The 23,992-nt window shown below is 55.3% G+C and carries 23 protein-coding genes; 12 read left to right on the plus strand and 11 right to left on the minus strand.

What is annotated here, in order from left to right:
- Positions 1-1,132, plus strand: a 1,132-nt coding sequence (locus VMC84_RS02990) for a bifunctional 5,6,7,8-tetrahydromethanopterin hydro-lyase/3-hexulose-6-phosphate synthase (protein ID WP_325377996.1), incomplete at its 5' end; no start/stop codon positions are given.
- A 608-nt stretch (positions 1,133-1,740) separates the two neighbouring features.
- On the opposite strand, the gene VMC84_RS02995 is transcribed toward VMC84_RS02990, so the two are convergent.
- Positions 1,741-2,298, minus strand: a complete 558-nt coding sequence (locus VMC84_RS02995; protein ID WP_325377998.1) for an NAD(P)H-dependent oxidoreductase — start codon at positions 2,296-2,298, stop codon at positions 1,741-1,743.
- Positions 2,299-2,408: 110 nt separating this feature from the next.
- Between VMC84_RS02995 and VMC84_RS03000 the strand changes: the two genes are divergently transcribed.
- Positions 2,409-3,413 (plus strand): prenyltransferase/squalene oxidase repeat-containing protein, encoded by a 1,005-nt coding sequence (locus tag VMC84_RS03000; RefSeq protein WP_325378000.1) that lies wholly within the window; start codon positions 2,409-2,411, stop codon positions 3,411-3,413.
- Positions 3,414-3,476: 63 nt separating this feature from the next.
- Positions 3,477-4,133 (plus strand): triose-phosphate isomerase, encoded by a 657-nt coding sequence (tpiA, locus tag VMC84_RS03005; RefSeq protein ID WP_325378002.1) that lies wholly within the window; start codon positions 3,477-3,479, stop codon positions 4,131-4,133.
- A gap of 558 nt (positions 4,134-4,691) precedes the next feature.
- Here the strand turns inward: tpiA and VMC84_RS03010 are convergent.
- Positions 4,692-5,168 (minus strand): metal-dependent hydrolase, encoded by a 477-nt coding sequence (locus VMC84_RS03010; protein WP_325378004.1) that lies wholly within the window; start codon positions 5,166-5,168, stop codon positions 4,692-4,694.
- 100 nt (positions 5,169-5,268) lie between these two features.
- Between VMC84_RS03010 and VMC84_RS03015 the strand changes: the two genes are divergently transcribed.
- Complete coding sequence (locus VMC84_RS03015) at positions 5,269-6,069, plus strand: fructose-bisphosphate aldolase (RefSeq protein ID WP_325378006.1); 801 nt, start codon at positions 5,269-5,271, stop codon at positions 6,067-6,069.
- 14 nt (positions 6,070-6,083) lie between these two features.
- On the opposite strand, the gene VMC84_RS03020 is transcribed toward VMC84_RS03015, so the two are convergent.
- Positions 6,084-6,962, minus strand: coding sequence for a CBS domain-containing protein (locus VMC84_RS03020; protein ID WP_325378008.1), 879 nt, complete (start codon positions 6,960-6,962; stop codon positions 6,084-6,086).
- A 217-nt stretch (positions 6,963-7,179) separates the two neighbouring features.
- Between VMC84_RS03020 and VMC84_RS03025 the strand changes: the two genes are divergently transcribed.
- Positions 7,180-7,629 (plus strand): pyridoxamine 5'-phosphate oxidase family protein, encoded by a 450-nt coding sequence (locus tag VMC84_RS03025; protein ID WP_325378010.1) that lies wholly within the window; start codon positions 7,180-7,182, stop codon positions 7,627-7,629.
- Here VMC84_RS03025 and VMC84_RS03030 read toward each other — a convergent pair.
- Genes VMC84_RS03030 through VMC84_RS03050 form a run of 5 tightly spaced genes read right to left on the minus strand, consistent with a single transcriptional unit; the run spans position 7,607 to position 10,818 of the window.
- Complete coding sequence (locus VMC84_RS03030; protein WP_325378012.1) at positions 7,607-8,455, minus strand: hypothetical protein; 849 nt, start codon at positions 8,453-8,455, stop codon at positions 7,607-7,609. The two genes, VMC84_RS03025 and VMC84_RS03030, sit on opposite strands and share 23 nt — an antisense overlap.
- Before the next feature lie 39 nt (positions 8,456-8,494).
- Positions 8,495-9,061 carry a hypothetical protein gene (locus VMC84_RS03035; protein ID WP_325378014.1) on the minus strand — a complete coding sequence of 189 codons (567 nt, stop codon included), beginning with the start codon at positions 9,059-9,061 and terminating at the stop codon, positions 8,495-8,497.
- Position 9,062: 1 nt separating this feature from the next.
- Positions 9,063-9,584, minus strand: coding sequence for a MarR family transcriptional regulator (locus VMC84_RS03040; RefSeq protein ID WP_325378016.1), 522 nt, complete (start codon positions 9,582-9,584; stop codon positions 9,063-9,065).
- Positions 9,577-9,990: a flavodoxin family protein gene (locus VMC84_RS03045; protein ID WP_325378018.1), complete on the minus strand. Its 414-nt coding sequence runs from the start codon at positions 9,988-9,990 to the stop codon at positions 9,577-9,579. The genes VMC84_RS03040 and VMC84_RS03045 overlap by 8 nt, the downstream gene beginning before the upstream one ends.
- Before the next feature lie 15 nt (positions 9,991-10,005).
- Positions 10,006-10,818 (minus strand): hypothetical protein, encoded by an 813-nt coding sequence (locus VMC84_RS03050; RefSeq protein ID WP_325378020.1) that lies wholly within the window; start codon positions 10,816-10,818, stop codon positions 10,006-10,008.
- A gap of 308 nt (positions 10,819-11,126) precedes the next feature.
- Here VMC84_RS03050 and VMC84_RS03055 point away from each other — a divergent pair, with 308 nt between their 5' ends.
- From VMC84_RS03055 to VMC84_RS03075, 5 genes are all read left to right on the plus strand, one after another.
- On the plus strand, positions 11,127-11,711 hold the full coding sequence (locus VMC84_RS03055) for an HdeD family acid-resistance protein (protein ID WP_325378022.1): 585 nt from the start codon (positions 11,127-11,129) through the stop codon (positions 11,709-11,711).
- Positions 11,712-11,999: 288 nt separating this feature from the next.
- Positions 12,000-12,302, plus strand: a complete 303-nt coding sequence (locus VMC84_RS03060; RefSeq protein WP_325378024.1) for a hypothetical protein — start codon at positions 12,000-12,002, stop codon at positions 12,300-12,302.
- A gap of 525 nt (positions 12,303-12,827) precedes the next feature.
- Positions 12,828-13,439, plus strand: coding sequence for a TetR/AcrR family transcriptional regulator (locus VMC84_RS03065; protein ID WP_325378026.1), 612 nt, complete (start codon positions 12,828-12,830; stop codon positions 13,437-13,439).
- A 94-nt stretch (positions 13,440-13,533) separates the two neighbouring features.
- Positions 13,534-14,163: an HdeD family acid-resistance protein gene (locus tag VMC84_RS03070; protein WP_325378028.1), complete on the plus strand. Its 630-nt coding sequence runs from the start codon at positions 13,534-13,536 to the stop codon at positions 14,161-14,163.
- A 55-nt stretch (positions 14,164-14,218) separates the two neighbouring features.
- Positions 14,219-14,902 carry a DedA family protein gene (locus tag VMC84_RS03075; RefSeq protein WP_325378029.1) on the plus strand — a complete coding sequence of 228 codons (684 nt, stop codon included), beginning with the start codon at positions 14,219-14,221 and terminating at the stop codon, positions 14,900-14,902.
- 87 nt (positions 14,903-14,989) lie between these two features.
- Here the strand turns inward: VMC84_RS03075 and VMC84_RS03080 are convergent, their stop codons facing one another.
- Positions 14,990-15,673, minus strand: coding sequence for a TMEM175 family protein (locus tag VMC84_RS03080; protein ID WP_325378031.1), 684 nt, complete (start codon positions 15,671-15,673; stop codon positions 14,990-14,992).
- Positions 15,674-16,093: 420 nt separating this feature from the next.
- Between VMC84_RS03080 and VMC84_RS03085 the strand changes: the two genes are divergently transcribed.
- Positions 16,094-16,291, plus strand: a complete 198-nt coding sequence (locus VMC84_RS03085) for a hypothetical protein (protein WP_325378033.1) — start codon at positions 16,094-16,096, stop codon at positions 16,289-16,291.
- A 109-nt stretch (positions 16,292-16,400) separates the two neighbouring features.
- On the plus strand, positions 16,401-19,502 hold the full coding sequence (locus VMC84_RS03090) for a PAS domain S-box protein (protein ID WP_325378035.1): 3,102 nt from the start codon (positions 16,401-16,403) through the stop codon (positions 19,500-19,502).
- A gap of 419 nt (positions 19,503-19,921) precedes the next feature.
- On the opposite strand, the gene VMC84_RS03095 is transcribed toward VMC84_RS03090, so the two are convergent.
- Positions 19,922-21,718, minus strand: coding sequence for a serine hydrolase domain-containing protein (locus tag VMC84_RS03095; protein ID WP_325378037.1), 1,797 nt, complete (start codon positions 21,716-21,718; stop codon positions 19,922-19,924).
- A gap of 301 nt (positions 21,719-22,019) precedes the next feature.
- Positions 22,020-23,987: a PAS domain S-box protein gene (locus VMC84_RS03100; protein WP_325378039.1), complete on the minus strand. Its 1,968-nt coding sequence runs from the start codon at positions 23,985-23,987 to the stop codon at positions 22,020-22,022.
- Positions 23,988-23,992: the final 5 nt, after the last annotated feature.

Raw genomic sequence — 23,992 nt, forward strand, 5'->3', positions numbered from 1 at the left:
GTTAGTCGGAGACAAGGCCGGCCCGGTCGGCATGGCTTTCGCCAACGGCATGACGAACATGTCCGCGGGGCACACCCCGCTGCTGGCGGTCGTCAGGCCCAACCTCATCCCGAAGCCCGCAACGCTCATCGTGCCGAAAGTAACCGTCAAGAACCTGGACCAGGCGTCCCAGATCTTCGGCCCCGCCCAGGCGGCCGTCGCGAAGGCCGTCGCGGACGCGGTCGAGGAAGGCGCCATCCCTAAGGATATGGTCGAAGACATCGTTCTCATCGTCTCAGTTTTCGTTCACCCGGCGGCGAAGGATTATACGCGCATTTACAAGTACAACTACGGGGCCACCAAGCTGGCGCTCGCCAGGGCCATGGAGGGCTTCCCGTCCGTCGACAAGGTCACGTACGAGAAGGACAGGGGCATGCACGCCATCATGGGCTACAAGATCATGCGCCTCTGGGATCCTCCTTATTTGCAGATCGCCATCGACGCGCCAGACCTGGGCGTCGTGGAGCGAGTGCTCACCCAGGCCCCGAAGAACGACCACATCATCATCGAGGCGGGTACGCCGCTCATCAAGCGTTACGGCCTCGAAGTGATCAGCAAGATCCGGGCCATCAAGAGGGACGCCTTCATCGTGGCCGACCTGAAGACCCTGGACACCGGTAACCTGGAGGCCAGGATGGCGGCGGACGCGACTGCTGATGCTGTCGTCTGCTCGGGCCTCGCCCCGCAGGAGACCATCGAGAAGTTCGTCGAGGAGGCCCGAAAGGTGGGCATCTACTCCATCATCGACATGCTCAACGTGGAGAGCCCGGCGAAGGTCGTCGAGTCCCTCAAGCACAAGCCGGACATCGTCGAGCTCCACCGCGGCATAGACACCGAGGGCCAGAAGGCAGAGCACGCCTGGGGCAACATCGCAGGAATTAAAAAAGCCGCGGGCGGCAGGAAGCTGCTCGTCGCGGTCGCCGGCGGCGTGAAGGTCGAGAACGTCGAGGTCGCCATCAAGGGCGGCGCGGACATACTCGTCGTGGGCAGGGCCATCACCAACGCAAAGGACATCGAGGGCGCCACCAGGGCTTTCCTCGGGGCCATGCACAAGGACGAGATCGATCAGTACCGCATCATGACCGATTTCTGAAAAAGGACCCATGGGTGGCGTGAGCCATCCTTCTTCTACTTTTACTTTTTAGCGGTTCGACGCCCGCCCGATGGCGGGCTACTCTGTCTTTTCGGGAGCTACGATGTCAGGGCCGGGCTTGCACCCTATTCGCACGGCTGCTGATGCAGCGTGCTCATACGCAAGCCCTGAGCAGCGTTTTATCCTTCGGAAAAAACGCTCATTACCCCGCCATTGTGCACGAGCGCTCCGCGCGGCGTAGCATCGGCCTGATGGCCGACTGATGCCCGAAAAGCCTCCGCCGAACGCTATTTTTAACTTGAATATACGGTAAATTATAATGAATCTGTTATAACCCTGCGCGCAGAATTGTATTCAGCACATTTATGGAAGCTACTAATGGTACGAAGATGGCGGATCACGATTTTATAAGGTCCGGCTATCTCAGGCAAATACTGGATATCCTGCCCATGGGTATCCTCATTCTCCAGGCGCCGGCCGGCAACATCGTCATGGCCAACCCGGAGATGGAGAAGATTCACAAACGCCAGTTCCCTCTTCCGATAGCGACCGATGAATACATGGAGTGGAGGCTGTTATCCGTGGATGGCCGGCATATATCAGTGATCTTATTTTACTCTCAGCCTTCTCGTCCAGGCGGCCAGGCCCACCATCATTTCTTTTACTTTCTCCCGCGTCTTCGCGTCCGTCACTTTACCGCTGGCGTCGACCTTGTCCGCTACGAAGGGCACCATGACCTCGGGGCGATTTAACGCGTGCATGTTGACGTAGACGAACGTCTGCCGCAGGTGGTACTGCGCCCTCGCCCCGGCGATCATGCCGATGGAGGCGCTCATGACGGCCACGGGCTTATCGTCCCAGGAGTTATCGCCCGGTGGCCGCGAGGCCCAGTCGATGGCGTTCTTGAGGACGCCCGGCACCGAGTAGTTATACTCCGGCGTCGCGATCAGGATGGCGTCGGCTGCCTTGATCTTTTGCTTGAATTCCTTTACCCTGGCCGGCATGTCGTTGTCCAGGTCCTGGTTATAGGGCGGTATACCTTCGATGTCGAAGACCTCTAGCTCCATGTCCTCCGGCGATTCCTCCCGGGCCGTGCGGAGCAGCGCCTTATTGTACGAGCCTTTTCGCAGGCTTCCAGCGAAGCCGAGCACTTTTATCTTATCCATAGATGACCATTATCCCAGTCCTAATATGCCCGACGGACCTATAAATAAATTTTAGACATTTTCCCCGTCCACATAAACAAGCTTTAACATCGGTCCCTCCATATGGGCATATGATGTCTGACTGGGCCTCACGACTAAAATATGACCCTATTCGGCCTTTAACGGGCTCCGATGCCATCGAATATTTTACCCGAAGGGACCTGCTCGGGCTCGATGCGGGGCCCATCGAACGTATTCATCAACTTCCAGATGTCGCCAGGATCGTCCGAAAACAGCGGCCCGACGGCTCCTGGAAATATCCTGGCCGGACGACATGCAATGGCGTGAAATATAGCCTTCTCGAAACCTGGAAACAGCTGCGATTTTTGGTGGACCAGTATGGCATGGGCAGGCCACACATGGCCATTGTGAAGTCCGCCGAATACGTCTTCGCCCGCCAGACCGGCGAGGGCGACATCCGGGGCATCCTGGCCAATCAATACGCGCCCTACTATACGGGCGCCATCATGTCACTCTTGATAAAGGCGGGCTATGGGGACGATCCCAGAATTGAAAAAGGGCTCCGGTGGCTGCTCAACGTGAGGCAGGAGGACGGGGGCTGGATCATCGGCAGCCCCGGCATACTGGGACTGGGAAAGCTTACCAGGGCCGAGCTCGAGGGCCTGGTATCGGACCCAGGGAGGAAGACGGCCCGGGCGTTCGACCCTTCAAAGCCCTTCTCGGCCGCCGGCACGGGCATGGTATTGCGGGCGTTCGCGGCGCATCCGCGCTACCGTAAAAGTCCCGAAGCCATGCGGGCAGCCCGCCTCTTGAAATCCATGCTTTTTAAAAAGGACAACTGGTCCTCCTACGGCCATCCCGATAACTGGGTCCGGTTCCAGTTCCCTTTCTGGTGGACGAACCTGGTATCCGCGCTCGATACCCTTTCCCTCATGGGGTTCACGGCCGGGGACGATGACGTTCGAAATGCTCTGGAATGGCTCATCAGGCACCAGCGGCCGGACGGCCTTTGGAACGTCTCTTATTCGAGGATCCATCGAAGCCCCGATAAACCGGCGACCAGGCTCTGGGTCTCGCTCGCCATCTGCCGCATACTTAAAAGGTGCTATGGATAACGGCCATTCTTCCAGTTTTGAGAAACAATTATAATCGCACCCGCCGACATTATTTTGATCATCATGCAGAAGCCCATCATCATTCTCAACTATAAGACGTATCTCGAAAGCTCCGGAGACAAGGGCCGCCAGCTCACCTGGGCCGCCCGCGACGTCATGCAGGAGACCGGTATCCGCATCATCGCCTGCCCCCAGACCCCCGAGCTGTTCCACCACAAAGGCTACGGCATCGAGATCTTTTCGCAGCACGTCGACCCCATCGAGCCCGGCAGCCATACGGGCCACATCCTGCCCCAGTCCCTCCAGTTCTGCGGGGTCAACGGCTCGCTCATCAACCATTCCGAGGACCGGCGGCCGCTGGAGGAAATTAAAAAGTGCGTCGATATCCTGCGCAAGCACGGCATGACCTCGGTGGTGTGCGCCGAAAGCATCGAGAAGGTCAAGGAAGTCTCGCAGTTCAAGCCCGACTATGTGGCCATCGAGCCGCCCGAGCTCATCGGCAGCGGCATCCCGGTATCCAAGGCCGACCCGGGCATCGTTCGGAACTCCGTCGCGGCCGTAACTGATCCGAACGTGAAAGTGCTCTGCGGCGCCGGCATCTCGAAGGGCGAGGACGTGAAGGCTGCCCTGGAGCTGGGCACTGTCGGCGTGCTTCTGGCGTCGGGCGTGGTCAAGGCGAAGGACCCGAAGGCCGCGCTTCGGGACCTGGTCACATATTAAAGGCACAGTGCCCTATTGTTTATGATTTTTCCGTCGGTAGCTTGGCCGTTTTGCCCCTCGTGACCCTGTTAATATGACAATCCACGAAGGCATGGCGGTATAATTTTGCTCTGTTGAACATCTTATTTTAAGTGCACGGAGTGTACGGAGGCACTATTTCTCACCACAATGGCACGGAGTTCACTAAGGCCCACAAAGCCTTTTTTTTAATATGTAAGTAATAAAGTACACAAAGCGGTTCATTGGCGATCAGGGCACGAAGGATACAGTGGAATGAACAAGAGCACTTTTTGCCCCTGTGCCTTCATATCCTATATCTTATAAGTTCAAAAAGCGGCTTTGTGTCCTTTGTCTCTTAATTATAAAAAAGACTTTGTGAGCCTCCGTGCTCTTCGTGCCTCTGTGGTGAGAAATAGTGCCTCCGTCACCGTTGTGCCTTAAAGAGCAGCAAACCATCATGACATAAACACGGAACTACTGGCCTCCGTGGTGAAAATAGTGTCTTCCATGCCCTTATGAAGCTTAAATGCCGGGACAATTCAACACAGCAGCATAATTTTAAAAGACCCCATAGTAGGCGAGCATCATGAGCCCGCCAGCCACGAGCAGCGAGTAATTCCAGAGGGGGTTAGAGCCTTTTAGCCAGCGCAGCCCCCGCATCGTATTATCGAACGGCCCGAAAAGGGGCACGCCCATCTTCGTGAGTGAGTCGAGCATCACGTGGGAGAATATGGCGCAGAAAGCGGCCAGTGTCGCGTAGTACGCCAGCGCCCCCTCGTGCAGGCCGTAGCTGAAGAGCACGAAGGTGCCCGCCGTTACGGCCACAACGGTGGTCAGGCTGTGCGTGATCCAGCACCTGTGGAAGATGCCCCAGAAGAACTTTTTATCCATGTCGGGCTTCATGGACATGGCCGCCGCTATGCCTCCCGCCGTCACCGAGAGCGCCAGCGTCTGGAGCGTGTCGCCCTTCGGCAGGAAGTACATGATGCCGAAAAATAACAACATAGCTCCGCCGAAATGGCCCGGCCTATCCATCTTCCATCCCCATTGAGAATAGCGCTTGTAGTGCTTATCCTTTGCGCCAGGCCCTCAAGCGCCACCAAAATAAATAATATTAAAGAGCAAATATTATATTATGCTCGAACCATCCCAGAAGTATATGTCCCGATTATTCAGGAACGGCCGGGCCATGTTTTTGGCCTACGACCAGGGCCTGGAGCACGGGCCTAAGGATTTTAACGATAAGAACTATAACCCCGAGTACATCATCGACATCGCCCTCCGCAACAAGTTCACGGGCCTCATCTTTCACAAGGGCCTGGCCGAAAAATACCACGAGAACTACTCCGGTAAAGTGCCCCTTATCGTCAAGGTGAACGGCAAGGACAACATCGCGAAGGCGCAGGCCGAGGTGGAGCCGTTCTCGCCCGTGGTCTGCTCCGTCGACTACGCCGTGAAGCTGGGCGCCGACGCCGTCGGCTACACGCTCTACGTGGGCTCGCCGCTGGAGTCAAAGGCCATGGAGGACCTCCGCCAGGTCCAGGAGTGTGCCCGGGACTATGGCCTGCCCGTCGTCGGCTGGATGTATCCGAGGGGCAAGTACGTGGAGAACGACACCGACCCGAACATCGTCGCCTACGGCGCACGCGTGGGCCTGGAGCTGGGATGCGACCTGCTAAAGGTCAAGTACACCGGCTCGAAGGAAACGTTCAAGAAGGTCGTCGACATGGCCGGCCGCGCTAAAGTTCTCTGCGCCGGCGGCCTCAAGTCGGACCTGAACGTGTTCTTAAAACAGACGAGGGATATCCTGGACGTGGGCGCTACCGGCGTCGCCGTCGGCCGCAACGTCTGGCAGAGCGATAGCCCGGATAAGGTTTCGAAGGCTCTCGAGAAGATAATCTTCGATAATAAGTCGGTCGAGGATGCGCTGAAATAATAGTAGAAAAAAGTCTAGTAAGTAGTTAACCTGCTGATGACATCCATACGGGTGATCATGCCCTTAGGCTTGCCATCCTCCGTAACCAAAAGTCGGCCGATCTTATTCTGGTTCATGACGGACACGGCCTCGTACATGGGTTGCCCCTGGTCTATGGAGATGACATTCGGGGTCATGATATCCGTCACATTATCGTCAGTCTTGCCGCCCGAAATGGCCCGGCCGATGTCCGTATAGGTGACGATGCCCACGATGTCCCCGTCCTTCTCCACGGGCGCCCCGTGGATGTCGTGCTTCGCCAGCACTATGAGGGCGTCCTTGACCGTCGCCGTCGCCGGTATGGTGATGAGCCGGTGGTTGATGTAGTCGCGCACGGGCTTCTTGGGCATGGAGATCATCTCGTTAATGCTGCACAGGATGACGCTGTTGATGTCGTCCCGGCCGACGACCTCCCCCCGTATGACGAGCTTGTTAACGGGCGTGGGCCCGACCTGGATGCTGTCGCCCACGTTGAAGACCCGGGCGTCGCCCAGTATCTTCACGCTGGCCCGGCAAAGCTCGGGGTGGCGGACCGTGTTCAGGTCGATGTCGGCCACGTTGGCGTTCATGATCCGCTCGCCGTTACGGTAGATGGCCACGTCGGCCTCCCTGTCCATGTGCGTCAGGTTCAGCGCCTCGTAGGCCGTGCCGGTCGCCTTATAGCCGCCCTTCGGACCGGGCACGCCTTCCACCAGGCCCAGCGCCTTGAGCGATTGCATCTGGTTCCGGACCGTGCCGGGGTTCCTGTCAATCCGCTCCGAGATCTCCTCGCCCTTTACGGCCCTGCCTTTCTCCCTGAATAAGTTAATGAGCGCGGAAAGGATCTCCCGCTGTATTACCGTTAGCTCAACCATTAGAATCACTGAGATCGATCAATTATCCAAATTATTATGTATGCGCCTATATGAGGCTTTTTATGATTATTAATGTTTTATCATTATATATTTTCTTATAAGTCCTGCCTGAAGACATTCATGTTTAATTGGCATTAAAATACATGAATGCCATGTTATTGCATGGCAAACGATATATAGCCAAAGGGAAACACGACTCCATGGAGTAGGTGGAACGATGGTCACCGATAAAGAGCTTGAGCGTCTTATTATCGATTTCATGAGGACCCAGGGCATGTGCGTGCTTGCGACTTGCTCGAACAACGTGCCCAGGGCGTCGGCGGTGGAGTTCTTCCCGGATGGCACCACTCTCTACATCTTAACGGAGGGCGGCGAGAAGGTCGCCAACATTACCTCGAACCCGCGCGTATCAGTCGCCGTACACACCCAGTTCACCGGCTGGGACAGCATCAAGGGCATACAGATAACGGGCACCGCCGAAGTCGGGAAAGCAGGGTCGAAGATATTTGAGGAGGGCGCGGAGGCCTATAGAAAACGCCGGGGCCTCAAGGGCGTCAGCATCCCCGACTTTATGAATATTATTAAAATAGCTCCTAAAAAAATAGAATACCTGGACACAACTCTCAAGGCAAGAGGGCTGGGTGTCAGGCATGTTCTAGAGTATTGAGCTTTTCATAGGCGTAAACGCCAACTATCACCGATATGACATCCATGGCCGTCCGGACGGCCATATCCTCATACGAGAAGATGCCCAGGCCCGACAGCGGCATGGCGAAAGGTATGGGCATGAACAGGTCATTCAGGAAGATGTTCAAGCCAAAGACGACCACTCCAAAGAAGGCGGCCTTCGCCAGAGGTGTATTGGCCTTCAGGCCCGGCCGGAGGAGCAGGTACATGGCGGCGACCCACAGGCCCAGCGCCGTGCACCACAGTAACGTGTCGAAGGTCCTTGCGTCGAACGTGGAGTATATGTGGAACACATCGTAGCTCACTAATCGTCCTGCCACGAATATGGCCGGGATGGCGAGCGCCGCCAGCGTCCCGGAGTTCACGGGAAACGTGAACCTGTCCTTCGAGTCCGTGGCCACGAACAGGCCGAGCAGCAGTCCGATCAACGCCAGCGTAACGCCGTCTACGACGGGATAATATAGCGCCTGGGGCAGTTGCCAGGTGCCGTGTGGCAGTGGCTCCAGCAGGTAAACGAACCATAGCGCCCCGAAGGCCAGGCTAAACGTCAGCCCCTTTACGAGCTTAGACCCCGGAAGGCCATCCTGTATCAGGATAAACACGAGCGCCAGCAGGCCCAGCATGATGACGCCATAGACTACGAACGCGAGGGGCATCAGCCCCGCCCGGACGAAGCCGCTCGGCGGGAACGGGCTCGGGCCGCTCTCGGGTATGAGCGGCTGGATCATCGTCCGAAAGAGCGTTACCACGATGACGATGAGGATGAGGCTCAGCCATCGTTTTTTTGTCATGCTCTCGAACACCATTTGTACACCTTTTATGACAGCATGCGAATTTTATATTCTCTAACGCAGGAGCTCATCCACGAATGTCGAGCATTTAATATCGGCGTTATCCTGAGTGAGGAGCTTAAGCGCTGCCTTGATCGAGGCAGGGCTGTCGACCGAAGCCACGTTTTTAAGGACGGTCGCGAGGTCTTCGCTGTCCAGTGCCACGCTGCCCGTGCCAAATACTCCTACCTTCGTGCCGCTGTCCGGCACGAGCGCACTCAGGTACGACTTGACCGAGCTGCTGGCATTACCCACGTAGACGGGGCCGCCCACGACGATGACGTTGTATCCCGCCGTTTTACCGGCGTCCGCGCTGCGGATGCCGCACAGGTCGACGACGTATCCCTTTGCCTGCAGGTCTCCCGCGATCTTGACGGCAGCGCTCTTTGCGCTTCCGGTTATGCCAGGATTATAGACGACGAGCGCCTTTCCCGACTCCGCCCCGGAGGGGCTCAGCGTCTCGTGCCCGGTCGCCGTATAGCTCATTACATCGAAGATCACAGACACCATGGCGGCGAACATCGTTAAAACTGCCACGATAATAACCGCTATGATAACGATCAAAATGCTTTTCAGCTTCATGTTAATCCTCCTTCACTCTGCCAGATCTGGCCGCTTTTGCGTTCTCATATAGCTGGCTCGCCCGGTGCTCTATCTTAGCGATGATACCGAACAGCGCGCCCATTTCCTCGTCGGTCAGGTTCTCGAACATGCTGAAGATACTCTGCACGTCCTTCTCCTCCCGGTCCTTAAACAGGGCGATGCATTTGTCTGTCACCTGCATGCGGATGATACGCTTGTTCTTTTCATCCCGCCAGAGCCTCATGAAGCCCCGCTTTTCCATGCCGTCGGCGATCTGCTTGACGTTCTGGTGCGTGTTGCTCAGGGCGTCCGCCACCTCCTGGATCGACGGGGGCGTCTTGAACCCGTTCGCGACGACGATCGCCATGAGCCACTGCTTCGCCGTGATGCCATCCGGCTCCAGCTCCTTCTCGATGACGTACCTCCACCGCTGCCCTACCAGGAATACCATGATGAGCGAGAACCTCGCCATGTCCAGCCGGCTCGAGGCGAACCCTGCCTTCGCTTCCTCCGCTTCAACCAATCCTCGTCATCTCCCTCGCGAACTGCCTCGCGCCTTCCATCTCATCCCGGTCCGGGTGCCCGATATTCACGACGAGGAACGCCCTGCCTTTGCTGTGGTAGCTCCCGAGGATACTGGCTCCCTTATTTTTTAGCGCTTCCGCCATGGCCGACACCTCTTTCCCGGCGCCGGCCCCCGAGGTGCCGAACAGGGCTACTTTCCTGCCCGTGAAGTCATTGGCGGCGATGAACTTCGCCATGTCCTCGCCCGGCTTATCCCCGTAGCAGCCGGATCCGATGAACAGGGTCCCGTCCTCAGGCAGACCGGTTTCTTTTACGCTCAGGGCCTTGACGCCCAGCTCTTCCGCGACGGCCGAGGCCATCTTCTTCGTATTACCCGTCATGGAATAGTAGATTACGCTTGCCATTACTTTCCCTCCATATTATACCGCTCCGGTGGTCGCCGGAGCCTTCATCTTACCATAGAACATGACGTTCAGCCCTATGGCGGCAAGCACGAGCACGATGAGCGCCAGGGCGAACGGCACGAAAACCTCGATGCCGTTCAGCACCTGGAACAGGGCCATCGCCAGGACAGCCGTGCCGTAGGTCGCGGCCTTGATGAGGACGATCGACGCGAGGGCGTACCCCCAGGCGTTCCGCCTCAGGAGCAGGTATCCGGTGATGAGGCCCAGCGGCACCAGGATGCCCAGGTCCATCGCCTGGATGACCATCGTGGTGTACGTCTCCAGCAGGGCGGGCTTCTCTCCAGCCATCAGCGGCGGGACGATGGTCCCGAGCCACATCGCCGTCAGCATCAGGCTCATCAGGAACATGAACACTGCTGCGGCCCTTACCGGCGCATTCGCCAGGCTCTGCCCGACGACGTTGACGTCGAGCGTGAGCAGGCTCGCCCCGAACGCGTAGAGCGAAAGCGAGTAGATGGCCACGTAGACCAGGAAGAGCCTATTGTAGGCCGTCATGAAGGACATCATGGCATATGTATAGAGGAAGTAGAACACAATGCCCGTCCATATGAGCCTTCCCCGAAGCGAGCCCTTTGCGGCAAAGTACGTGGACACTACGAGCAGCGGGACGCACAAAACCAGCGTGACCAGGTCGTTGCCCTGCTCCTGGGCCGCGCCCGATTTCGTGTCGTTCTTATACAACCCGTTCATGAACATCCCCGCGCCGGACGCAAAAATGGCGAGCACGGCGATGAGGGCCGAAGCGATGATAATGATCCTCCTGTCCATTGCTTATTTCTCCTCAATAGGTAACATCTTACCTTAACTATTGGTAATATATTACCAAAGTATATAAGGGTTTCGTTCAGGTAACATATTACCTATAGTAAAAGTGCATGAAGCCGGACAATAAGCTATGTATCTATAGTGCCCCCGGAAGATCGAGGTCTCCTGAAAGAGGTGCTACGTTCTTTGTAATTATAATTTAATATGACCACTCGGTGATGCGAGCCCGGGGTTTTTAGATTGCCGGCCTTTTTTCCAGCCCAAAGGTGTTTTATTATAGTTAAATTATAATTATAATTGTTGGTGGTATAATGGCAGAGAATGTTGAAAGTAACATCGAGAATATGCTCAAGTGGGCGTGGAACGGCGTCTGGTGGGACGTGCTACTGCGGGGCGCGATCGCTATTATCTTCGGGCTCCTTGTGTTCTTTATGCCTGGCCTGACCGTGGCGTTCTTCGTGCTCTTGTTCGGGGCCTTCGCCATCGCCGACGGCATACTGCTGCTGCTCCAGGCGGTAACGGTCAAGGACGGGAGATGGTGGGCCAGGCTCTTACAGGGCCTCGTCGCCATAGCCGCGGGCGTCGTCGTCTTCCTGTGGCCGAAGATCAGCGCGCTGACTCTATTGTACATCATCGCGCTCTACCTGATCATGACGGGCGTATTGCAGGCGATCGCGGCCATCGAAATGCGCAAGGTGATAAAGAACGAGTGGCTATACGTTATCAGCGGCATACTGGCGGTCATCGTCGGGGTTTTACTGGTAATCAGGCCTTTGACGGGGGCCATCGCCCTGGCGCAGACCATCGGCATCTTCGCCATCGCCTACGGCATATTCATATGCGCTTTAGCGCTCGAACTCCGGGGATTACCGCAAAAGGTGGCAAAGCCCACTTAATATTTATTCCTGCCCCGACATCGGAGAACCCAAAACGCCGAGTAGCCCTGCCATCAGGCAGGGCGTCGACCCCATTAATAGAAAAAATATTGCTAGGGCGCCCCCACGGGACGGCCAGATACAAGTTTAGGCTCTATAGCAGCCTTTTATCCGTATCCGTGAGTATATCACTACGTGTCGATAAGGATTTATAATCATACCATTGGTCAAAAATTTCTTAATTTTCGCGTCTTTATTATAACCCTTTTAAAAAATCGGGGTCGGCAGCGACCCGGGGGCGGGTCGCTCGTGAAAGCGGAATGGTACCAAACCGCCAGCTTCCATATGGTCCTGCTGGCCCTGGGCCTGCTCACGTTCCTCTCGACGCTTATCGCATGGCCCGTCTCCTGGCTCCTCAACCGCAGGAAACAAAAGGCTCTGGACAGAATGCAGTCGCTCGCGAGATGGACCGCAGCCCTGGCCTGTGTCCTGTGCATCGGCTTCATCGCGGGCTTCGCGCCGCTCCTGGCAACATCGATAAATGATTTGGCCTACGGCGTCCCGCTCTCGCTGCTCGCGTGCTCACGATGCGCATCGTCGCAGCGTTGCTGACGGTCGGGACCGCCGGCACTAGCCCGGTACCGGCGGTACTGGAGCTTGCCCGGGAGGGTCCAATATACGATCGTCTTGGTCGCCCCTGTGGCATTCCTCTGGTCCTTGAACTTCTGGAATCTGCTCGGGTACAAGTTTTAAGCGAAAAGCGAAATATGGGGCCAAGGGGCTTAAGCCTCCGTGCCCTCAATATAATAAATGGGGGTATTCCTCGCGCATCCCGGCCGCCTCGAAGACCGGCCAGTCGAAGACCTCATGCCGTTTCTGGTCATGTGGGCTGCGATATCCCTCAAACTTTTATAGACCATGTGAAGGTGCATGCCTGGCATGATACTAAAGAGGCGGTTAATGTTAAGACGAGAGGCCGACAGTAGTCTGAAAGTTAAACATATAATGTGGCGATAACTGATGATCCTGGCGGAGATTATATGGTCTACAACTCCTAGGGGGTTAACTATAAATAGCATAATCGATATGGGGGGGATTCGTGACTAATAGTCGGTCACGAATTGCTGGTGAATAAAAATGGGAAGAAGAGTGTCCAAGGATCCGGAAGTCAGGAAGCAGGAGATCGTGGCCGCGGCTTTCGATCTTTTCCGCGAAAAGGGCTACGATCAGGTATCGGTCAACGATATCGTCAAAAAGGTCGGCCTGGCCCAGGGGACGTTCTACTACCATTTCAAGAGCAAGTACGAGCTGCTGGACGCCGTCGTCGAATATGAGATGCGGCAGACCCTTGCGATACTGGAATCGATCGCTACCGATGAAAAGCTGAGCCCGCTGGAAAAGATGCATGCGATCATAAATTTAAACCCCAGCGATGACCGCAGACGGTTTATCAGGCTGGTCCGATCGGAAGAGAACGCGGTCCTGTACCTGAAATCCCAGAAGAAGATGGCAGACGAGCTCGTACCCTACATGGTAACGCTCGTCGAAGCCGGCGACAAGGAAGGCGTGTTCAACGTGCCGTACCCGCGGGAGGCCATCGGGCTGTTGTTAAATATGCAACTCGATTTCGAGCGCATACTGGCGAACACGCCCGATCGCGACAACGCTTACCGCCTGATACGGGCGATGGAAGACATCTACATCAAAGTGTTGGGTATCAAGCCGGGAAGCATCCGGCTGATCCCCTGAAACTCCTGGAGGACTGCGCTTTGATGGATTTCCCCGTACAAAAATTCGTGACTAAAAATCAGTCATTATTTAACGGCAAACATATGGTGATATTATGGAAGATAATAATAGTAAAAAGATTATAGGAAATTTTGAAGAAAAGATCCGCTCGGCGTGGAACGACCAATGGTGGAGCATGCTCCTGGGGAGCATCCTCTTGATCATATTCGGGCTCCTCGTCTTCTTCATGCCCGGCCTGACGATCGCGACCTTCGTGTTATTGTTCGGGGTCTTTGCCATCGCCGTCAGCGTTTTGCAGTTGTGGCAGGCCGTGACGATCAAGGATGGAAAATGGTGGGTCCGGCTCCTGGGATGCATCATCGCCCTTGCGGCGGGCATCGGCGTGTTCCTCTGGCCTAACATCAGCGCGCTTTCGCTGCTGTACGTCATAGCGTTCTTCTTCATCCTGTTCGGCATTCTGCAGGTGATCTCCTCAATCGAGTTGAGCAGAGTGTTCGCGGGCGAGTGGCTGTACTTTATCTGCGGCATCCTTTCGATCGTCGTCGGGGTCATGATGATATTGAATCCCCAGACCGGGGCCATCGCCCTGGCGCAGGTGATCGGCATCTTCGCCGTCGCCGATGGCATAGTGCTTGGCGTATTCGCGCTCAAGCTCCAGGGTACCATGAACAAGGTTTTCGGGATCATGGACAAGGATTCCGGGAACGCTAAAAAGGTATCTTAACCAATATCAGCGCAGAGATGCAGGGCCGAAAGGCCCTGCACCTCGGGGGTCGCGCATGTTTTTAGCGATGTCGGCAGTGGCCGGCTTGTCTGGCAATGTCGCCGATCTGATATCCTCCCTGGGCTATGGGGGTATATTCGTCCTAATGATCATTGAGAGCTCTGGCATACCTATCCTGCCCATCCCTAGCGAGCTCGTCATGCCTTTCGCAGGCTACCTTGCCTGGACGGGCCAGATTAACTGGATCCTGGCCGCCGCCGTCGGGACAATGGGCACCGGCCTTGGCTCGGCCATCGGGTACGCCATCGGGGCATGGGGCGGCAAACCGCTCGTCGGCCGTTATGGCAAGTACATCGGCGCCACGCCCGACAGGATGGCGCGGGCCGAGATGTGGTTCTGCAAGTACGGCGCGTCCACCGTCTTCTTTACCAGAATGCTGCCGGTTGTGCGCACCGTGGTCAACGTCCCGGCGGGCCTGGTCAAAATGGACTTCTACAAGTTCATGGCCTGCACGCTGGCCGGCGCCCTGCCCTGGTGCCTCATCCTGTCCTACATGGGGTATACGCTGGGCGAGAACTGGGAATCGATCGGAATCTACTCCGATCTGCTCATATACGCAGTGGTCGTCATCGTAGCCGTCATCATGATCGGCTCCATCGGCCTGTATGTTCTTGACAGGTTGGATATCGTGAAGGCGGAAACGGTAAAGAATTACCTGAGTATCCTCGTGAAAATATGATCTAAGCCCGGCGGACACATGAAAGGCGCCCGGTTCGTGGCCCTGCCGCCGGCCATTGAAAAATATTATTTTAAAATTTTTTATTTGCTATTTCGTCAACTCAATATTTCGAGCCGAGCCAAATCGAGACTGGACCCAGTAAAAGAAAACTGGGCTGAGCCAGATCGAGATCGGATCCAGCAAGAGAAAAATTATGGCGACTAATGGGTTGAATATGGCAAGAACCATGGAAAAGAGCGCGACAAAGACGGGAATCAGGGCACGCACGGAGAGGTAATCAAAGTATCTTTTGTTTAACGCCTTCTCAGCTCTCAAGTACTTCCGCAGGATGTGCCTCCATAGCATGAATAACACCGCGCTGCCTAACGCGACCGTGGCCGCGTACAGGACCACGGCAATACTCTCGTTGCCATACCGGCTGAGCATCGAAGCCGTGAAGGGCATGATCGTGACGAAGAACAGGAACACGATGTTCAAAAAAGTCATATTATTGTCCGCTTCCGGAGCATAGTAGATGATCTTGTGATAGTTATACCAGTACGCGGCGATGAGGCCGAAGCTGATGATATAACTGAGAAAGTTGGGCCAGAGGTTCAACAGCGCGGAAAGCAGGTATTCGCCTCCCGCGATGCCTTCAGGGAGCTTTATGTCGATGGCCAGCAACGTGATAGCGATGGCGAATACGGCATCGCTAAAGTTGACCAGGTTATCCTTCGTGAACTCGAACCTCGTCAGCCATCCGTTAAACGGGCCTCCGGTAGACGTTGCCATACAATGTATATTCCAGTATAATGGCTTATATAGGTTATCAAATCCACCAATCGCTGAGAACCAAAATAAAGTATTATCCGCCGATTCTTAAATGAAAAAGTCCAAAAACTATGAACTGACTAACCACCCCCGATATATAGTGGGACAGAGCAAATTCAAACGCCTGACTATTAATATATAAATGGGGGTTGATTTAAAGGTCTACCACCTAAGCCTCGGGCGAGGTTACCACTACCTAAAAACAATGAATAAGGCGCCCGACATAATGGAGATTTGCATTAAAAAAGTAAACGCCCCCACGGTGTGGCCTGAAACAAGGTTGGACGCTATATCAGACATAGTAAGTAGCGTGTCTACCAGTATGTGCTCGGTGACAACATGAAAACGTTCGCCAACTACATCAGTGACAGGTCGTAAGATATGGAATTCAACGTGCCCGGCGTCCCCATCAGGCGGAACGACGATAACAAGACCCGGGACTTCATCATGAACATAACGCCCGAGCAGCGGAAGGAATTAGGCATCAACAAGTCTACGCTGTGGTATATCCAGAAGAACATGCGGGAGGGCAAGAAGTTTAAGCTATATGACGAGGTCAAGGCTAAAATGGTTAAATGATAGGAATGTTGCTTGACGTATTAGCTTTTGTTTTATTACAAAATATTTATATTAAGATGTGGGATTCCATTTCCGGTATTAGCATTTTGCCGGTTATTTTTACCGGGGGATGGCAGCGGTGTCGGTGGAGTCAGGTATGCATTGTAGTGAAGGTGCCGAAGATAAGGAGAGGACCATCGCCGAGCTTCAAGGCCGCATCCGTGCCCTTGAAAACGAGTTCAGATCAAAGCAAGGGCGGGCCGAGGACTCGCTGGAACTGATGCGGTACATATTCGACCAGACGCAGAATGACGTGTCCCTGGCCGGCCCGGACGGCCACTTTTATTACGTGAACGACGCCAAGTGCAGGTCGCTCGGCTACACCCGCGAGGAGCTGCTATCCATGCACGTGTGGGACGTGGACCTGAGCATAACAAAGGATAAGTGGGCGGACGCCTGGCAGTACATGAAGAGGCACGGCTTTAAAATGTTCGAAACGTGGCACCGGACGAAGCACGGACAGTTCTTCTGGACAGAGGTCTCGGTGACTCACTTCGACTTCCACGGCCGGGAGTACCTGTGCGCGTTCGTGAGGGACATCTCCGAACGCAGGCTGGCCGAGGAGGCGCTGCGGAAGAGTGAGGAGTTCCTGAACAACATCTTCAGGTCTATCCAGGACGGCATTAGCGTGCTCGATAAGGACCTGAACGTCCTCCGCGTGAACCATGCCATGGAAAAATGGTATGCACACAACATGCCCCTCGTGGGCAAGAAGTGTTACGAGGCCTACCACGGCCGGCCCGAGCCGTGCGAACGTTGCCCGAGCCTGCGTACCATAAAAAGCAAGACGATGCAGAGCGAAGTGGTCCCCCGGGTGGGCGCGAGCGGGCCGGAGGGGTGGGTCGAGCTCTACACGTTCCCGATGCTCGACAAGGGCGGCAACGTCATCGGCGTCATAGAGCATGTCCGCGACATCACTGAGCGCAAGCGAGCCGAGGAGGCGTTGAGCAAGAACCTTGCCGAGCTTGTTAAGGCCCAGGAAATTGGTCGCCTTGGAAGCTGGTCCTATGATCCTGATTCCGAAAATTTCGATATATCCGATGAAGTGTACCGCATTTTCGGGTTTACGCCCGGGGCGGTGGAGCCCACAAAGGACCTACTTTTTCAACTGATTCACCCGGATGACCTGGAAAGGTTCAGGGAGAGCTTCGAGTCGCCGGCGCCGGAGGGACGGCGGGGAGGCCTCGATTTCCGAATCATTTGGCAGGACGGCTCGGTACATTACCTGCATACTTATATTGACAGCGTCGTCCGGGCCCCGGACGGCAGGGTAAAAACAATGTCCGGCATCGCCCAGGACATCACGGAGCGAAAGCTGGCGGAAAAAGACCTGAGGCTCGCCCGGTTCTCCATAGACCGGGCTGCGGACATCGCCCTCTGGGTGGCGCAGGATGGCCGCATCGTCTACGCCAACGAGGCGGCATGCAAGGCCCTGGGATATGCACGGCAAGAACTACTCTCTTTGAAAGCCTCCGATGTGGCCCACTCTTTCAACGATGAGAACTGGGGCGAGCACTGGAAAGAAGTTAAAGAGCGGGGCTCGTTCACCTTGGAGGCCGGGTTGATGAGGAAGGATGGCTCGTTCTTCCCCGGCGAGATTACCGTGAACTACCTCTTCTACGAAGGCAATGAGATAAACTGTGCTTATATCCGGGACATCACCGACCGGAAGCGGATGGAAAAGGCGCTTCAGGAAGCGCTGTCGAAGGCGGAACACCACGCGGGCGAGCTGGATGCGTTGGTCGCCTCGATCGCCGATGCGATGATGGTCCTCGATAAGGACGGCAATATCACGTACATGAACGCCGAGGCCCTCCGGATCTTCGGGTACGCCCCCGGGGATTACCGCAAGCCGATGGCGGTCCGCACCGCGCAGCTCGGGGCCCGCTTCCCCGACGGCACGCCGCTGAGGCCCGGGGACATGCTCGCTTACCGGGCGCTGCGCGGCGAGACCGTCAACAACGTCGAGATGGTGTTCCGCCGGAAGGGTACGAGCCCGATATGGATCATCGCCTCCGCCGCCCCCATCAGGGATAGTAAAGGCGGCATATCCGGCGCCGTGATCACCCTGATAGATAATACCCGTAGAAAGCGGGCGGAGGAGGCGCTGCGGGAGAGCGAGGAGAAGTTCCGCACGCTGGCGGACACGGCGTTCGGGTTGATCGCCGTCCACCGGGGGGGCAGATTCGTGTATGTGAACGACCATGCGACCGTGCTCACCGGGTACTCGAAGGACGAGTTAATGAAAATGGCTTATTGGGAGATATTCGCCCCCGAGTCCAGGGAATTGATCAAGCGGCTCGCGAAGGAGAGGCTAGACGGCGTTGCCGTGCCGAGCAACTACGAGACCCGCATACTCACCAGGGATGGTAAAACGAAGTGGGTTAACCTGAGCGCCGGACTCTTCAACTACGAGGGGAAGCCGTCGGTCGTCGCCACGCTCTTCGACATCACGAACGCCAAGAACGCGGAGGAGGCGTTGAAGAACGAGAAGGCGCAGGCCGAATTATACCTGGACCTGATGGGCCACGACATCAATAACATGCACCAGATCGCCCTGGGCTATCTGGAACTGGCGAGGGACATGCCCGCGGGCGGGGAGCAGGCCGAGTTCATTGACAAGTCAGTGGAGGTACTACGGCGGAGCACGCAGCTCATCCGGAACGTGAGGAAGCTGCAAAAGCTCCGGGACGGCGTGTTCCGGACTCAGGTTGTGGACGTGTGCAAGGTGGTCTCGGACGTGCAGCGTGAGCTTGGAGCCGTTCCCAGCAAGCCGGTCATGCTTAACTTCAACGGGCGTGAACGATGCTTGGTCCTGGCCAACGAGTTGTTGCACGATGTCTTCGCCAACCTGGTGAGCAACGCGATAAAGCACACCGGGGACAGGGCGGAGATTGTCATAGACCTCGATGTCATAAATGATAATGGCAGTCGATATTGCCGGGTGTTTGTCGAGGACAATGGGCCGGGTATCCCGGGCGATTTCAAGGCTAAAATTTTCGACAGGACGCTGAAGGGCACGAATAATTCGAAGGGTATGGGCCTTGGATTGTACCTGGTCAAGTCGCTCGTGGATAGCTATGGCGGCAGGGTGTGGGTGGAAGATCGAGTATTCGGTGACCATACGAAGGGCGCAAGGTTCGTGGTCATGCTGCCAGCCGTTGAGAAGTGATTAATATCCAGCTATTTTAATTAGAAAATGTCTAGATTAAAAGATACCATATACCCCAAAAAGAAAGTGGGACAACCCAAATTTGAACCGCTAAACCATCTTGATTTTATAATGTATTAAAGGGGCGAAGCTCAGATTTTTTCGGGCCTTAAACAAATATGTACACTCCATAGATGAGCCTAACCTTGTTTTAGAGCGCCCGGATCGGGATTCGAACCCGAGTCAGAGCCTCAACAGGGCCAAGTTTTGAATCGTCATAAATACTAAAAATAATACCATATACTTTAACCGTGCTATATATTAGCACTAAGGACTTATTATTAATATTTCCCACGAGTAATAAAAGTTAGTCGCTAATAGCAGGCAGCATGACCACGAACCGTGCGTCCTTCGTATGGTCGCCCGGAACCAGCTTGCACTTAAAACTTGTACCCGAGCAGGTTCCAGTAGTTCAGAAACCACAGGAAGGCCACTAGCGCGATCGTTACGAATATATAATGTATCCGGCTTGGCAAGCTCCAGAATCGTCGAATCCACGCGAGAACGGTGAAGCTGATAGCCCCGATCGTGAATAGCACCGCCAGGATGGGCAACGTGAGAACGATGAGCAACACCGGAGGGACGCCATAGGCGATGTCATTGTACGCCGTTGTCAGGAGTAGCAGGAAGCCGATGACCAAGCCAATGTCAAGCAGGATTGCAATGGCTGCGATCCAGCGGGCAACAGCCTGAGTCCGGTCGGGTACACGATGTTTCCTGCGGCGGAGAAGCCAGGATATGGGCCATGCGATCAAAGCCGAGAGGAAAACGAGCATGCAGATGGCCAGCAGTGCCAGATGGAAGCTCATCGTCTGGTACCAGTCCGCTTTCACGAGCGACCCGCCCTCGGGGTCGCTGCCAACGAACAGGTACTGGATTCGGCCATTCGCATCCTCGCGGAAGACCATCCGGTTTGTCCCGTTCAGCTCTTCGAAGTATAGCGGTGCCACTTCGACGAACGTATGACCCAAAATGCTAATAGAGCCATTCGGGTTTGCCATAACATCATACTGCTGGGATAACCCTCCGACGATCTTCTCCAGAGTCGTGTAGGCAGTCCGTGTCGAATAATATGTACCCGCATAGCCTTGAGCCCGTTCCTGATACCCGTCCATTGGTACGGGGACAAGCAGATTGCTAGCTGGATAGTAACGGTCGAATAGCCCTTGAACGACGTTTTGGCAGGCTTGTGCACCGCCATCGCCATTAAAGCTGACGAAGATTCCGAGGTCTTCGTCTGGCAGCAGGCAGATCTCGCTATGGAATAGGAGCGTGTCTCCTGTCTTAACGAGCGCCCGCTTTCCGTTCAAGCCCGTTTCGACCATGCCATAGGCCATCCCATACAGCCTGGGGTCGTTCGAATATTCCCGGGTCAGCATCAGGGCATTAGTGCTCCTGTTAAGGATACTCTTGTTATCATACTGGCCGCCATCCAGCCGTGCTATCATGAAATGCGCTAAATCTGTAGCCGTTGCACTGATTGATCCCGCTGGGGATGGCACAACATACTCGAAGCTGCCCATATGGTAACCGTTACTGGAATAAGTATATCCTTTGGCCAGGCGGACTTCAAGGTCGTTCGGCACAGGTTGCCTTGAGGTAGAGTTATACATCCCGAGCGGGGCGAACACATTCTGATCCAAATACAGGTCGTAGGAGACGCCCGTAACCTGCTGGATCAAATACCCTTCTAGCGCCACTCCATAGTTCGAGTAGCTGGTCGCCTCGCCGGGAGGCCTTACCCGGGCTGGCATATCCTGTGAAACATAGTTCTGTAGTGAGGGCATCTTCGCGGGATCGATAACGAGAGACTTGCCACAGGCATCCTGTACCTCAAAACCAGCCGAGTGAACCATCAGTTCCCGCAGCGTGATCGGCCCATAGCCGCTGTCCGGAACCTTATAATCCTTGAGATATACGTTAACGTCCATATCCAGCCCGAGACGGCCCTGCTCTACAAGCTGCATAGCAGCGGTGGCCGTGAAAACTTTCGAACAAGAGCCAATCCGGAACAAGGTCGAGTCTGCCATCACAGGGGTACGATTTTCAACATCCGCATACCCATAGCCCTGAGCATAGAGGAGCCGCCCGTTTTTTACAATGGCTACAACGCCGCCGGGGGCCCGGTGATCGTCGATCTGCCGCTGCATTATCCCGTCGACAAAAGACTGAAGCACAACAGTATCGTTCAACCCTGGCAGTATAACCGTATCAGTCGACAGACCAGGGCTCTCAATACTCGACTGAGCAAATACCATCAAACATTGGGACTGAACAAGCATCAATAACAATAAAATAATAAGGCCTCGATGGACGACCTGTTTATAATACCAGACAATGCGAAATGCATTAACCCATTTTTTATTGTCAGATCTACCAATCATGCCCACAACCGCTCAAATCTAAACGACAGAAATGTAAGCATTTAAAACATATAATAATATCCTGAAATGAGGACATAGTGACGTAAAATGTAGATTATGTGTCAGTGTTGATCGCGGGCAGCATGACCACGAACCTTGCGCCCTTCGAGTGGTCACCCGCGACGCGATTCTCGACCCAGACGTGGCCGCCGTAGCTGTCCACCAGCGACTTCACCAGGTACAATCCGAGGCCCATGCCCTTCACCTTCGAATCGCCCTTCAACAATCTATTGAAAATCTTGGGCTTGAAATCGTCGGGGATGCCCGGCCCGTTATCGTCTACCCTGACCCGACAATACTTGTCCCCCTCATCGCTAAAAACATCCAATATGATTTCGATGTCCGCCCTGTTTCCCGTATGCTTGATCGCGTTGCTCACCAAGTTAGCGAACACGTCGTGCAACAACTCGTTGGCGTGGACGTGGCAACCTTCGCACCCGTTCAAGTTCAACGTGATGGTCTTGTGGGGCACACTGCCAAACTCCCGCTGCACATCCACCAACAACCCGCAAACATCGATGTCCTGGGTCTGGAACAGGCTATCCTGAAGCTTCTGCAACTTACGCACGTTCTGGATGAGCATGGCGCAGCGCTGCAGCACCTCGATCGGCTTATCCAAAAACTCGGCCTGGTCATCCTTGTGGGGCATCAAGTCCCGGGCCAGTTCCAGGTACCCCAAAGCGATCTGGTGCATGTTGTTGATATCGTGGCCCATTAAATCCAGGTACAGCTCGGCCCGGCTCTTAGCATCGGATAGAGCTTCCTCCGCCTGTTTGCGGTCGCTGATGTCCCTTGCAATGGTCGACGCGCCGGTGATATGCCCTGCCGGGTCGAAGATGGGCGAAACAGTGATAGATGAGGGGATAATACGGCCGTCTTTTGACACCCTCACGGTCTCGTAATGCTCAACGCGCCTGCCCCCCCGGATTTGTTCGAGAATGTTCCGTTCCTCGTCATAACGATCCTCCGGCACGATAAGAGTGATCGGCTGCCCAACGGCCTCTGCCTGCGTATATCCATAAAGTTGTTCGGCACCACGGTTCCAGCTCGTGATGACGCCGTCCAACGACTTGCCGATGATCGCATCATTAGACGATTCTACGATGGCCGCCAGCCTTGCCTGCGCCTCCTCGGCCCGCTTGCGCTCGGAAACGTCTTGGATAGTCCCTGTAAAGCGAACGGGCCCGCCCTGCTCATCGAACACGACGTGACCCAGGGCGTGAATGGTGCGTTTATCGCCATTAGGTCGGATGATCCTGTGTTCACTGTTATAGGCCACATCGCCACTCAACGCTGCTTTTACCCGGCGATCGATCTCTACCCTGTCGTCAGGGTCGACAAGCTCCAAATACTCTTTGTAGGTGAAATATTTCCGCGGGGCCAGGCCCAGTATCCGGTAGAACTCGTCGCTACAGGTCATCCTGTTCTTTTTTAAGTCCCAGTTCCAGCTCCCAACCACAGCAAGCCGCTGTGCCTCGTCAAAGCCCTTGTTCAGCCGTTCCAGCTCGAAGTTCTTCTTCGCGAGCTCGCGCTGCAAAGCAACTAGCTCGTTATTCAGCCGACTGACCTCGTCGTATATGTCCGCGTCGCGCCGGACGTGCTCCGCGATAAACGCGCTCTTATCCTTAATCGCCATACGCAGCGCGTTGACCTCCTCGTTCTCCATCAGCAGCATATCCTCGTTCAGCGCGAGGATGTCCTCACATGCCTGCGCGCCCACGACAAGCATCTGCTCGCCCTTCAGGATGCCGACAAAATGTAAGGGTAATATCTTATCCCTGACCTGGACGTTCATCTCCCAGTCGAACGTGGCGTTATACTTGCGAAGCTCGACCAAAAAGTTGAGCAGCTTGTCCAGGCTTCCCCGGTTGATTAACTGTGTCAGGGGCTTCCCTACGAGCTTCGATTCCGAGACCCCGAGCGTATCATAGAGGACTTCCCGGATAGTCCCTTGAGGATCGCACAAAAGGGCAATACCAGGCTTTTGTTCCTGCTTGTCCCATGCCAAATCCTGTCCGCTCACAACTT

Source organism: Methanocella sp. (genome assembly GCF_035506375.1).
Taxonomy (GTDB): Archaea; Halobacteriota; Methanocellia; order Methanocellales; family Methanocellaceae; genus Methanocella.

Excerpts from the sequence above, each read along its gene's own strand:
- VMC84_RS03010 (WP_325378004.1), bottom strand. The coding sequence starts at position 5,168 with ATGGATAGGCCGGGCCATTTCGGCGGAGCTATGTTGTTATTTTTCGGC.
- VMC84_RS03065 (WP_325378026.1), top strand. The coding sequence starts at position 12,828 with ATGGGAAGAAGAGTGTCCAAGGATCCGGAAGTCAGGAAGCAGGAGATC.
- VMC84_RS03000 (WP_325378000.1), top strand. The coding sequence starts at position 2,409 with ATGATGTCTGACTGGGCCTCACGACTAAAATATGACCCTATTCGGCCT.
- VMC84_RS03025 (WP_325378010.1), top strand. The coding sequence starts at position 7,180 with ATGGTCACCGATAAAGAGCTTGAGCGTCTTATTATCGATTTCATGAGG.
- VMC84_RS03020 (WP_325378008.1), bottom strand. The coding sequence starts at position 6,962 with ATGGTTGAGCTAACGGTAATACAGCGGGAGATCCTTTCCGCGCTCATT.
- VMC84_RS03075 (WP_325378029.1), top strand. The coding sequence starts at position 14,219 with ATGTTTTTAGCGATGTCGGCAGTGGCCGGCTTGTCTGGCAATGTCGCC.
- VMC84_RS03070 (WP_325378028.1), top strand. The coding sequence starts at position 13,534 with ATGGAAGATAATAATAGTAAAAAGATTATAGGAAATTTTGAAGAAAAG.
- VMC84_RS03085 (WP_325378033.1), top strand. The coding sequence starts at position 16,094 with ATGGAATTCAACGTGCCCGGCGTCCCCATCAGGCGGAACGACGATAAC.
- tpiA (WP_325378002.1), top strand. The coding sequence starts at position 3,477 with ATGCAGAAGCCCATCATCATTCTCAACTATAAGACGTATCTCGAAAGC.
- VMC84_RS03080 (WP_325378031.1), bottom strand. The coding sequence starts at position 15,673 with ATGGCAACGTCTACCGGAGGCCCGTTTAACGGATGGCTGACGAGGTTC.
- VMC84_RS03050 (WP_325378020.1), bottom strand. The coding sequence starts at position 10,818 with ATGGACAGGAGGATCATTATCATCGCTTCGGCCCTCATCGCCGTGCTC.
- VMC84_RS03035 (WP_325378014.1), bottom strand. The coding sequence starts at position 9,061 with ATGAAGCTGAAAAGCATTTTGATCGTTATCATAGCGGTTATTATCGTG.
- VMC84_RS03015 (WP_325378006.1), top strand. The coding sequence starts at position 5,269 with ATGCTCGAACCATCCCAGAAGTATATGTCCCGATTATTCAGGAACGGC.
- VMC84_RS03090 (WP_325378035.1), top strand. The coding sequence starts at position 16,401 with ATGGCAGCGGTGTCGGTGGAGTCAGGTATGCATTGTAGTGAAGGTGCC.
- VMC84_RS03055 (WP_325378022.1), top strand. The coding sequence starts at position 11,127 with ATGGCAGAGAATGTTGAAAGTAACATCGAGAATATGCTCAAGTGGGCG.
- VMC84_RS02995 (WP_325377998.1), bottom strand. The coding sequence starts at position 2,298 with ATGGATAAGATAAAAGTGCTCGGCTTCGCTGGAAGCCTGCGAAAAGGC.
- VMC84_RS03045 (WP_325378018.1), bottom strand. The coding sequence starts at position 9,990 with ATGGCAAGCGTAATCTACTATTCCATGACGGGTAATACGAAGAAGATG.
- VMC84_RS03030 (WP_325378012.1), bottom strand. The coding sequence starts at position 8,455 with ATGGTGTTCGAGAGCATGACAAAAAAACGATGGCTGAGCCTCATCCTC.